The organism is Moorena sp. (genome assembly GCF_982860115.1).
Genome location: NZ_CEYLVT010000026.1, coordinates 39623 through 51572, shown reverse-complemented (window position 1 = coordinate 51572; position 11950 = coordinate 39623). Strand labels below are relative to the sequence as shown.

7 protein-coding genes are annotated in these 11950 nt (G+C 44.1%); 4 read left to right on the top strand and 3 right to left on the bottom strand.

Annotation, left to right across the window (positions count from 1 at the left end; genetic code table 11):
* The first annotated feature begins 334 nt into the window (after positions 1-334).
* Together AC4II3_RS07275 and AC4II3_RS07270 are read left to right on the top strand one after the other, a co-directional pair.
* Positions 335-2512: a multicopper oxidase family protein gene (locus AC4II3_RS07275; protein WP_488006516.1), complete on the top strand. Its 2178-nt coding sequence runs from the start codon at positions 335-337 to the stop codon at positions 2510-2512.
* Positions 2513-2689: 177 nt separating this feature from the next.
* A complete protein-coding gene (locus tag AC4II3_RS07270; protein WP_488006514.1) occupies positions 2690-3547 on the top strand; it encodes an ion channel in 858 nt (285 codons plus the stop codon).
* A 217-nt stretch (positions 3548-3764) separates the two neighbouring features.
* Here AC4II3_RS07270 and AC4II3_RS07265 read toward each other — a convergent pair whose 3' ends face one another.
* Positions 3765-7901, bottom strand: coding sequence for a two-partner secretion domain-containing protein (locus tag AC4II3_RS07265; protein ID WP_488006512.1), 4137 nt, complete (start codon positions 7899-7901; stop codon positions 3765-3767).
* A gap of 326 nt (positions 7902-8227) precedes the next feature.
* On the opposite strand from AC4II3_RS07265, the gene AC4II3_RS07260 reads away from it, so the two are divergent.
* Complete coding sequence (locus AC4II3_RS07260) at positions 8228-8827, top strand: hypothetical protein (RefSeq protein ID WP_488006510.1); 600 nt, start codon at positions 8228-8230, stop codon at positions 8825-8827.
* A gap of 203 nt (positions 8828-9030) precedes the next feature.
* Here AC4II3_RS07260 and dnaG read toward each other — a convergent pair whose 3' ends face one another.
* Positions 9031-10998 (bottom strand): DNA primase, encoded by a 1968-nt coding sequence (gene dnaG / locus AC4II3_RS07255; RefSeq protein ID WP_488006508.1) that lies wholly within the window; start codon positions 10996-10998, stop codon positions 9031-9033.
* Positions 10995-11132, bottom strand: coding sequence for a hypothetical protein (locus tag AC4II3_RS07250; protein WP_488006506.1), 138 nt, complete (start codon positions 11130-11132; stop codon positions 10995-10997). Before AC4II3_RS07250 ends, dnaG begins: the two co-directional genes overlap by 4 nt.
* 97 nt (positions 11133-11229) lie before the next feature.
* Here AC4II3_RS07250 and AC4II3_RS07245 point away from each other — a divergent pair.
* A partial coding sequence (locus AC4II3_RS07245; RefSeq protein WP_490722797.1) for a hypothetical protein occupies positions 11230-11950 on the top strand: 721 nt, incomplete at its 3' end.

Genomic DNA, 11950 nt, shown 5'->3' with positions numbered 1-11950 from the left:
GGCTAGACAGGAAACAACCTGATCTGACTATCCGCGAGAGAGTCGAAAAAAAAATTTTTTTTTTTTCAACAAATTTGACAGCTTGTCTGATATCCTAATTTATAGACATTAATTTTCTCCGACAAAAAAATATGAAACGCCCATCCTATATAGGTTAAAACCTAATTTATGGGTAAGGATTCAGCTATCAGCTTATGGGCTACGCCCACGCTACGCGAACAGCTGATGGGCTACAGATGCTGCTACTTTTGTTAGCGCAGCGTGCCCTGACGGCTGAAAGCGGACGGCTGACATTTTTGGAGATGTCTATTGTAGATATAGAGAGGTCATTTTTGTGCTAAAACTCGCGTTAAGAGTCTTTGCAATCCTTGTATTTTTTGTTACAAGTTTTGTCTTGTCTTCATCAAAGGCGTTTGCTGCACCATGCTCCCGTGTTTATCAAGTATTTGAGAAAGGAAATGTTCTAGACAAAGATCCTTCCATTCCATACATAGACACACACCTGATGAGGAATAAAATGTGCTATGGAGAAAATTTTTCTCAGCCTCCGATGCTGCTTCTAGAAAACCCGAAATTAGAAGAAAAGATAGATTTAACAGCCGAATATAAAGACTATGAGATTGGGGGTTTCCACGTGAAACTAAGAGGTTATACTACTAATACGACTACTACTGAAGGAGATACTGATGTTCAAACACTTCCAAATGCACCAGTGGGCCCAACCATAAAAATAAAAACTTCAGAAACCCCTATTCAACGGGATCCGACTACTGGTGGTAAATATTTTCCTCTTAATATTAATTTTCAGAACGGACTTCCTTCGTGCCCTGGAACTGATTGTTTATCGATTCCCTACGATAAGTTTAAAAATCCCTACTTCAATAGCACTAATTTACACACTCATGGTCTCCATGTTTCTCCAGAGCCTACTCAAGATGACGTTTTGGTTGAAATAAAGCCTGATAATAACTTATGTGACCCTGTTTCCACGGGTTATTACAAGCCTGAGATAGACTACGACGGAAACAACGACGGAGTCATAGACGAGAAGGACTACTGTACTAACATCAGGATTAAAGTTCCTAAGGATCATGTTTCAGGGACTTTCTGGTATCATCCTCATTTGCATGAAGCTACAGCACTTCAGACTAGCAGTGCTATGGCTGGTGCTCTTATCATTGAAAATGATATTCCCGGTCAAAAATCTTTAGCTTCAGTACTGGCTGGCGTTAAAGATAGGATATTTGTTTTTCAACAAATACCTTTCATTGCCGCTAATGAATTTACTTGGGAGTTGACGGGTTATGTTGAGAACTTTGATGAAATATTTAGTCCAGGAAAATGGGATGGAACGAAAAAGGCTTGTGATTACCTTAATAATGATGACAATTGTCCTAAATTGATACCTGCTAATCCGGACACAATAATATCATACTCTCAAAGGGATGGAGAAGGTGCGATATGGAATGGTTATGGCGGACATACCACTATCAATGGACAACTGGCTCCTCTAATTACAATAAAACAGAATGAAGTTCAACGATGGAGGTTTATTGATGCAGGAGTAAGAGAACGAATTGAGGTAGCTGTTTATAAGGATGACGGATGGAATAATAATATTTTCACTGGAAAGACTGAAACATATCCCGAACCAATGAATAATATTTTCCACGAGGTTGCTGAAGATGGAATAACTTTTGAGAGCATCAGAGAACGGAAGAATATTTTCTTAGGTTCAGGATATAGAAGTGACGTTTTGGTGAAATTTGATGAACCTGGTAAGTATCTACTTGTTGATACTCGCATTGATACCATACAAGCAGAAGGAGTAAAAGATGGTGATCAAGAAATACCAGCCGAAGTAAAAGCAGGAAGAAAGATTCTAGCATTTATAAATGTAGAAGGTGAGTGTAGTGCTCCTTCTTGTGTATCTGATCTTCCTGATTATGATCTTAAGTCTCAGGGTATTTCAACTTTAGCAACCACTCCAGACACCGATGGTTATATTTTTGAGGGCATTGACGATGGTGAGATCCATGCAAAAATTGAGTTGAATCGTGATAATATAGATGGCGTGGATGGAAACGAACCTATAATAAAGGTTACACAGTTTGGGATGAATTGCGAGTATCCAACGGGTTGCGTAATAGGTAATAATACAGATATTAGAAGCCCAGGCGAATCATTTTCAACGGATAACTTCATGACAGTGCAAAAGGGTACAAAAGAAAAATGGATTTTACAATCTAATCGGGGGAATCATTCTTTTCATATTCATGTTAATCCTTTTCTTGTGACTGAGGGTCTAGATTACGTGGGATTGAACGGCGAGCCTACTTGGAAGGATACTATCTATCTAAAAAGTCCAGATGACAATGGTCCAGGGGAAGGTGGTACTTATCCAGTGACGTTCTTAACAGAGTTTGAGGACTTCACTGGCGATTCTGTTTTTCACTGTCATATTCTAGATCATGAAGATGAAGGAATGATGAGAGGATTTGAGATAAAATAGGCTTCTAGCAAGTAACAGTAGCGTCGGGTGCGTTAGGCAAGGGCTACTCTTGATTTTCCCCCTGATCAGAATCGGTTGAGAGAGCCCTGCCCGTCACCCACCACTGGGTCAAACAACAAAGATGATGTGTCTTAGGTGTGGAGGTACAATTTCCAATAGAAATTAAAACTAACTAAGATGCGCATCGGTAAACGCACTAGACCTAGACAATTAGACATAATTATCAAAGGGTCATCCCATAACCATTGGCGTGACCCTTATCATATAATGCTGACCGTTAATTGGCCGATATTTTTCGGACTAATTGCGGTTTGTTATTTAACCATTAACATCGTCTTTGCCCTATTGTACCTAGCTGGAGGAAATTGTATTGAAAATGCCCGTCCAGGTGCTTTTTTAGATGTCTTTTTCTTTAGTGTTCAGACCATGGCATCCATTGGTTATGGTGCCATGTATCCCGTGACCTCCTATGCTAATATCATCGTTACCATAGAAGCTCTAGTGGGTTTGATGGCCCTAGCCATGGCAACGGGACTAATGTTTGCCCGCTTCTCTCGCCCTACTGCCAGAGTCATCTTCAGTCGTAGGGCAGTGATTGCGCCCCATAATGGGGTAACTACCCTCATGTTCCGCACTGCCAATGAACGGGATAATCGGATTTTGGAAGCTCAGCTCAGGGTAAGTTTCCTGCGCAATGAAGTGACATTAGAAGGGGAATCCATGCGTCGATTCTATGATCTAAAACTGTTGCGTAGCCAAACCCCTAGCTTTGGTCTAACTTGGACAGCCATGCATCCGATTGATGAAAGTAGTCCGTTATATGGGGAAACACCAGAGTCTCTTGCTGAAATGGAAGCCACACTTGTTATCACCCTAGTCGGTATTGATGAAACGGTTTCCCAGACTATTCACAGTCGTCACTCCTACACCGCATCAGAAATTTTGTGGGATAGGCGTTTTGTAGATATGTTTGATAGGAAATCAGACGGCAGTAGAATTATTGATTATAGTCACTTTCATGATGTTAAAGAATAGCAATTTAAAGGTAAGCAGTCAGCAGTCAGCAGTCAGCAGTCAGCCTTGAGCTGATAGCACCTCAAGTAGCGTGGCACAGGCTTCAAGGCTGGGACGTAGCCCATAAACTGTTCGCGTAGCGTGCGCTTAAGCTGACCGCTGATAGCTGATAGCTGATAGCTGATAGCTCATAGCTGATAGCTCATAGGTTACGTTATTTTCTATTACCCAAGTGTTGTTACCGTACGCAATAATAAGGTTCAAACCAAGAAATGAAGGGACTCGACTGAACTGAATCCGCCACTAACTCTACTACTCCGTCCTTATTAACAATCCATCGATTAGCTTCAATAATTCTAGACCGACGTGAGTTACCTGGATTAGGCAATGAAGCATTAGAAGGATTTTTCCTGCGGCGAGCGATATGTCGAGGTAATGGACGTAAATCCATCCACAGGGTTTGACCTACAAGAGGTTGAGTGGGGTCTGTGGGTAAGCCACCCCGCCCAACTTGGGTAAATTGATTGCCCTGATTGGTACCGCAACCAGTGGCAACTAGCAGTTTGGGATTAACAAAATTGTCTGGTAGCTCTAATAATCCCGCGCTAGGGTCGGAGGATCGTGCATTAATTTCCACAGTACCGCTAAAAGAAGCTCCCAGTTGGGAAGAGGCGGTAATATCACTATTTGGGGTAAGTTGTTCCCGAAATTCAGTACCAAAAATGCCTAAGGCATTGATAATCACTTGTCCGCCAAAGCTATCTTCAGCATTGGCAGTGATATCGCTATTGTCTAGGGCAACTAGCAAGTCAGTATCGATAGTAATGTTACCGCCAGTTGCAGCACCTGTAGCATTAGTAGTGATGTTACTGCGATCGCGTATTACAATCAGCTCAGAATCCAGCTCAATATTGCCCTGATCCCCAGCACTGACTTCCGCAGAGAGGGTAGCGCTCTGCTCTAATAGAATCGATTTAGCAGTAATGTCGAGATTACCAGCCTTAGCATTATCCCCATTACCACGAGCACTGACGGAAATTTCGGCGCGATCGCGCACGGTCAAGTTGTTGCTGATAATGGTCACCGAATCCGCAGGGGCGTTTTCCAAAGAGAAGGCAGCAATGCGACTAGGAAACTGACCGTCCTCTGAAATACCAGTGACCTCTATATTTTTAACATTGAGGATGATATCCCCAGCTGCACCATCCCCTAAACTAGAAGCAATCACCTGTCCACCATCAAAGATATGCAACCGTTCAGCATCTATGGTTAATTGACCGCCATCGCCAGTGGCTTCTTCATCCACGGAAACTAACACACCACTGACAGCGCCAGAAAAATCGACAAAGGCATCACTGACTTCTACCTCAGTGGCGCGAATGGTAATATTCCCAGCATCCCCAGCACCAACCGCAGAGGCTTGGAGACGCCCCCCTTCAGCCACTCGCAAATTCCCAGTGTCAATCACTAGATCACCACCATTTCCACCAATTTCGTCCCTAGTACCACCAATAACTAGTCCACTTGTGAATACGCCGCTAGAGGCTGAACCACTAGCATCAGTGCCAATCACATCTACGGACTCGGAGGCGTACACTGTGATATTTCCGGCATCCCCAGCTCCATCGGTACGAGAGACCAATCCTGCTCCATCTCTGAGAACCAAACGCTCGGTTTCAATGGTTAAATTGCCCCCAGGGCCGTTGCCCTCTGCACCTGTAAAAAAGGCGCTGGGAAATATACCATCAGATGACGTACCTATGGCTTCGATCAAATTAGCTCTAACCATTACACTGCCCCCATCCCCATCACCGCCATTAACGGAAACGATCTGAGCGCCATTACGCAACTGCAAAACTGGAGTTTCAACAATCACCCTCCCTGTATTCCCAGTTGCTCCAACTTCGGCGTCGGTATTGATGAGTCCAAGCTCTTCAACAGTGGTTCCTCCTAGCATCACAGATTCTGTGGCGGTAATAGTAATCTCACCAGCATTACCGGAGCTGGAGGTAGCGGTACTTAGAGTACCCCCGTTCACATGCAATTGTTCGGTATCAATCACGATTGTACCGGCATTTCCCCTACCCTCGGCAATGCTTGAGATTAAGCTTGATCCATTCACTTCCAGCAATGAGCCGACATGTAAGGTAATATTGCCACCAGCACCCGCATCAAAGGTATCGGTGGAAATTCTACCACCATTGTTGATTATCAATTTTTCAGTATTAATCGTTAAGCGGCCACTATCCCCTGTGCCTCTCGATTCTGAAAATAAGCCGCTCCTGGCTTGGACATTCGGATTAAAGTTAGCTGGATTGAAAGGGTCTTCCGGTAACGAGACTCCCTCAGTGCCCAGGTTTTCTAAAGATACTTGCAGGGTGTAAGTGTCCCCCACTTGTGGGGTTGTGCCCTCGATCAATTCATTATTACTAGCACCAGATGGGAAGGTAGCGACTCCGAGTAAGTAAACCCCTGGTTCAGTGATAGTGGTATCAATTAAAGAGTCTGTGGTGAAACTGCCAAAGACTTGTCTACTGCCACCAGCACCATCAGCGGCTTGAGAATCGTCATTGACCTCTAATAATTCCCCTGTACCTTGATTAAACAGGAAAATCTTGCTATCTATGTTGCCGTCAGAGTCAGTAAAGCCATTGTCGATGTCGAAAATAGCTCGACTGTTGCCATTCGTGATACTGAAGGAGAAGTAATCGACTTGATTTTCGGCTGTACCCAAGACAGTAGTGCCATTAATAATCTGTTCTGGAGTCCGTTCAATGGACACATAGGGTATTCCCAATGGTCCAGATTCAGCCACGTCGGGATTGGGGTCAGTAATAAACTCCAGATCATTTAAGTCAAATAAGTCAAAGGGTTCTAAGTCCAACAAACGATTCGGGACAAAATCCCGACTTTCCCCAGATATAGTGACGCTTTCGCTAGCGTTAATGGTGATATCTCCAGCATTGCCTAGATTGGTGGTAAGGGTGATAATCTGTCCGCCAGTGTCAAGGACTAAGGTATTGAGATTGAATGCGATCGCACCACCATTACTACTACTATCGGTAACTGTACCGATAAATCCCCGATTAGCTAGATTGAGTGACCCTTCGGCATTATTAATGGTAATGTTGCCTCCAAAGCCACTAGTGTCAGCAGCAGAACGAGTCAGAATCCCGCTAAATAACCCATCCTCAGTGAAACCAGAGATATCAATGGTGCCATTGGCATTAATTTCAATATTTCCTGATGCCCCATTGCTATTGGTAACAGTTTGAATTCTTGAACCACCAGTGATAGTCAGGTCGCTAGTGCTTAGCTCAATCAAACCACCATTGCCTATCGCTCCTGTTAGTAAATCATTAGCAATCAAACTCTTGTCACTAAGAGTGGTATTACCATTAGCGTTAATGGTGATATTGCCAGCCACTGCATCTGGTATCGATGTCCCTGAAGTCAATCCAGCTTGTAACTCACTGGCTGACATGTCGAAGTTAGCACCATTGATGGCAATAGTTCCGCCATTAACTGAGGTGACATCTACTACCGAACCGTTGCTCAAAGAAATATCAGCTCGTTGGACTCCATCGGGAAAACTTACTGATGTCGCGCCATTGAGGGTAACTGTTCCTGAACTGGATAATCCTCCTAATTCCACCCGTCCTCCTGGCACTTGTAGGGTCGCACCATTCAGGTTAACCTCTCCCCCAAGTAAAGCTATGGTTTGCCCTGTCTGGATGCCTAAAGTAGCTCCAATAACGTTTACTGGGCCAGGATTGCTACCATACTGCAAACCCATGGGAATATTAATAGTTAACAGTGGTGGGGCATGTGGATCACTAGCACTAAAGTTGAAACCATTGTCAAACACCGCACTATCGGCAGTGCTAGCAAAAAAGGAGCCTGCTACATCTAAGCTCGCATTAGATCCAAATGCAATACCATTGGGATTAAGCAAGAATAAATTAGCGCTACCATTTACTCCTAAGGTGCCCAGAATTTGAGAGAGGGTGCTGCCGGTGACACGAGTCAAAATATTGGTAATACCATCAGGATTAGCAAAATACACTCGTTGACCATTACCAACATTAAATTCCAGAAAACTATGGAATAAGTTACTATCTCGAATCGCTCCCCCTTCGATTAAATCTACTACTGCACCACGGATAGTCTGATTGGGAGTAACCTGAGAATTTTCATTCCCCAAGGTACTATCTGGGGTAATTTGGGCGAGGGTGGGTGAGGCGAGTAATAAACATAGACTACTGACTTCGAGCAATCCCAGTAAGCCTAATTGCATTAGTGAAATGAGTTCTCTGGGTTGGCTTTGTGTGAGGGGATTAGCTTTTTGGGCTTGGGGGATGCGATCGCGTTCCATGGAATTGTCTGGCCGATTACTCTCAGTTTTAGAGTTCCCGGCACTGTTGGTCAGAGGAACACCTATCTACCACTGAGAGCTTGCAGCTTCAATTAAACCCTCGGGGTTGCTCAATGCTTCAATGCTGTAAAAAAGCGTTGCATCCGCTAATTCGCAGTATTGTGGCAGGGCTGTTTCCTTGCCGCTTCCGTGTTCTATTAATACTACATGTTGAATTCCAAAATGTTAGTTAAAAGATGATTTTAATCAAAATTTAATAAGATAATTGATGAAAATAGATTTGAATAGGAAAGGCACAGTATGTTGATACTATTCAAATATATTCGATGACACTTTCTTTGACAATTCGTCAAATTGGATCTGCCTGTAAAACGGCGGCACTGATTGGCATGATGGCGCTATCTGCAATCCCCGCCCGCGCTCATGAAACAAGAGTGGTGGGAGCATATAAAGTCACTGTTGGCTTTAAAAACGAACCAGCTTTTGAGGATGTGGTGAATGCGGTTGATGTGATTCTGCGCAATGCCGCTGATGACTCTCCTGTAGACACAGACAAGGAAGACAAAATAGATCTTGATGTCTATGTGCTGTATCTCAAAGAAGATAAATTTGATGCTCAGGTGATTCGTAAAGCTAAACTCAAGGGTGAACTCCGAAAAGCCTTTCGTACTGAAAACCGTTATAATACTTGGTTCAAACCTACCCATGACGGTGCTTACGGTTTTCGGGTAAAAGGCACAATTAATGGTCAACCGATTAATGAAAAATTTGTCTGTGGTGGTGGGACAAAAGATTTTCGGGACGGAAGACCTCGCTCTTTCCGGTGCGTGGTTGACCCTCAGACATTTCCAGGAAATCGAAATAGTAACAATAACATAGACAATGCAGGATACAGAGATAATGATCGATTTCATCGCAATTATTGATATATTGGCGTTGCTGAATTAAGGAATGAATAGGAGTTGGGTGGGCATCCTGCCTGCCCGAAAACTGTAACAGGCAAGATGCCTGTGTCTTGATGCAGTCGCTCATGGGGGAAACCCCCGCATGAAGGCGCTGCATCGCTTCCACGCCTGATGCCCATTCCACACAACTCTTCAAATCATTCCATTATGAAGCAACGCCAATTTTATAGTGAATGCATAGTTAATAAATCTGAAATACCAACCTGACGTATCTTCTCTAATTCCAGAAGCCGACGATTAGCATCTTGACATTCCTGCCAATAGTATTGCTTACGTTGCCAATCATTACTAAGGTCAATTTTTTGCCATTGCTCTAAACAATAGCGCCGATGTTTTTCCAAGGCTACTATTTCTAGGGAAGCTGCTGCTGCCTGTATTACCATCGGAGCTCGCAAAATATCTTCTTTACAGGCTTCGTCAAGATGAAAGAGATGAGCGACTTGAGTAATTTCCCTAGGAAATTGTAAACTCCGGTCTTGTAAACGGGAGATTAGCTGTTCAGGGGTGGTAGTGTGAAACTGTGTGCCTATCCCTTGCAGTTCAATAATTTGTTGCCACAAGAATCGATGGTGAGAGAGACTAAACAGTAAATCTCCCTGGTCTAGAGTATCAATAATTGTTTGTCGATAGTCAGGACAGTGTAAATAAATCCGTAATAGTAAGGCTTCGGCTCGTTCTAAAAGGATGCGCTCTTTACCAACAGGTAGGTTTGAGTCTTGATTACCCTGTTGTTTCGATTTCTTTAACCGAGGTGAGGATTTCTTAAAGGCAGCTCTCAGGGGTTTTTGGAGTTGAGTTTGGAAATTTTCTATGTAGAGAGATACTAGTTTCCCTTGTCCTTGACTGAGAATTTGAGCACAGTGGTTAATATAATAAGTGAGCTGATTAATGTCGTCCAGTTGCTTTAGTAACTTAACCATCCCTTGGGCGACTTGCTGAAATTGATCGGCTTGTTGGAGGTCTTTGCTAATCAGGAGTTGATCAATCTGCCAATCCAACCACAAGGGAGCATTGAGCAACAGTTGTTGGTATTGTTGCGTAGCGTCAGGAGCAGATTTGAGGAATTCATCAGCATCTTTGCCATCGGGTAGGTTGAGTACCCGTAGCTGGACAAGCCCTTGGTAAGCTAGGTTAGCAATTTCTCCAATGGTTCTTTGGGCAGCAGTAGTACCAGCAGCATCCGCATCAAAGTTGAGCACAATTTGCTTGGATTCAGTATAGCGCGATAGTTGCCGGACTTGATCTAAACTAAAAGCGGTACCAAGGGAGGCGACTATATTAGTAATTCCTACAGCATGGAGTGCGATCGCATCAAAATATCCTTCTACCACTACAGCTTGGTCTTGCTTGGTAATGGAATTACGAGCTTTATCTAGGGCAAAGAGGGTTTTACTTTTATCAAACAGGGGAGTTTCTGGAGAGTTGAGGTATTTCGGTTGCTCATCCCCGAGACTTCTACCACCAAAGCCAATCACTCGACCTTGGGTGTCGTGGATGGGAATCATAATGCGATCGCGAAAGCCATCATAATACCCACCATTGTCTCTAGGCTTAATCAATCCCGCTTGCTCAACTAACTTCACTGGCTTCCGTTTGTGTTCCACCAGATAGCGGTAGATGGTTTGCCAACTAGCTGGAGCATACCCTAGTTCAAAGGTAATGATGGTTTCCTCACTCAGACCCCTTTGACCGCGCAAGTACTCTAGGGCCTGTTGTCCTTGGGGTTGTCTGAGGGCATGTTGATAGAAAGCTGTGGCTAAGGCCAGAATCTCGTAGAGTTGCTCTTGTAGAGAAAGTTGCCGTTGTAATTGCTCCCGCTGTTCCGGTTGGAGGGTTTGGACTGGCACCTGGTAGCGCTGTGCCAAATCCAGCACCACATCTGAGAAAGAGTGCTTCCCAATCTCCATCAGGAATTTAATCGCATTCCCTCCAGCTTGGCAGCCGAAGCAGTAATACAGTTGTTTAGAGGGACTGACAGTGAAACTGGGAGTTTTTTCCTCATGGAAAGGGCAGAGACCAACATGGTCTCTGCCACGCTTGCGCAATACCACATGCTCCGAGATGACATCCACAATGTCAGACCGTTCCTTAACTGCTTCAATAGTGTTTGGGTGTAGCCGTGGAATGTTCATTGCTCGATTACGTGGTTACAATCGGTGAGGATGTTTTTAATTGTGCCACCATACTCAAACTCTACAGAAAATGCCTGAGGTTTAGTGCCATTGCAGTATGGCGGCTGTGAGGAAGACTTGACACAAGATGCCAATGCAGATTTTAGTTAAAAAGTCAAGATCCATGGGATCTGTTTTTAGCCAGTTAATCGGTGAAAGGCTACTAATACTACCCCCAAAGAATTAGGATTGATGACCCGACAGCCACACGACCAATTTGCCAAACAGTATCTCACGGAGTTGCTAACACCTCATGGTCAGGTGCAAATTAGCCGGGAAATAACCAGTGAAGTTCGTCAAGTCGATATTTGGTTTCTACCAACACCTTCAACATCCACACCACCCCAGGTTTTAGGATTGCTCGGTCAAATGGTATCTACGGCCTGTTTATTGGAACCATTCCGCAATGCCATCGGGATCATGGCGGTGCGCAATTGCCTGCTGAAGTTGTTTGCCCTCTACGGTGACCTGCAGCGGAAGGCACGACGAAAGAAAAATTCTGTGTCAGAACCCGACTTGCCCTGTTTATGGATTCTGTCTCCTTCCTGTTCAAGCAACCTATTAAATGGTTTTGCTGCCAAACTTGATGATTCCGATGATTGGGTTGAGGGAGTCTATTTTTTGCCTGAGTTGTTCAACACAGCCCTGGTGGCCATTAACCAGCTACCGGTTACGGAAGAAACCCTCTGGTTGAGAGTTTTGGGACGCAATCGCACTCAAACCCAAGCCATTAATGAGTTGGTAGCACTGCCAGTCGGACACCCTTTACGGGGCAACATCTTAGAGATTCTCGCCAACTGGCGCATCAAAATAGAAGACAGAGAAGATTTAACTGAAGACGACACGGAGTTAATTATGAATTTATCACCAGCTTATTTGCGTTGGCGAGAAGAAACCTTAGAGCAAGGCCGGG

What these genes read in the sequence shown, in the direction of transcription:
- AC4II3_RS07270 (WP_488006514.1), top strand. Translation starts at nt 2,690, where the DNA reads ATGCGCATCGGTAAACGCACTAGACCTAGACAATTAGACATAATTATC.
- AC4II3_RS07265 (WP_488006512.1), bottom strand. Translation starts at nt 7,901, where the DNA reads ATGGAACGCGATCGCATCCCCCAAGCCCAAAAAGCTAATCCCCTCACA.
- AC4II3_RS07260 (WP_488006510.1), top strand. Translation starts at nt 8,228, where the DNA reads ATGACACTTTCTTTGACAATTCGTCAAATTGGATCTGCCTGTAAAACG.
- dnaG (WP_488006508.1), bottom strand. Translation starts at nt 10,998, where the DNA reads ATGAACATTCCACGGCTACACCCAAACACTATTGAAGCAGTTAAGGAA.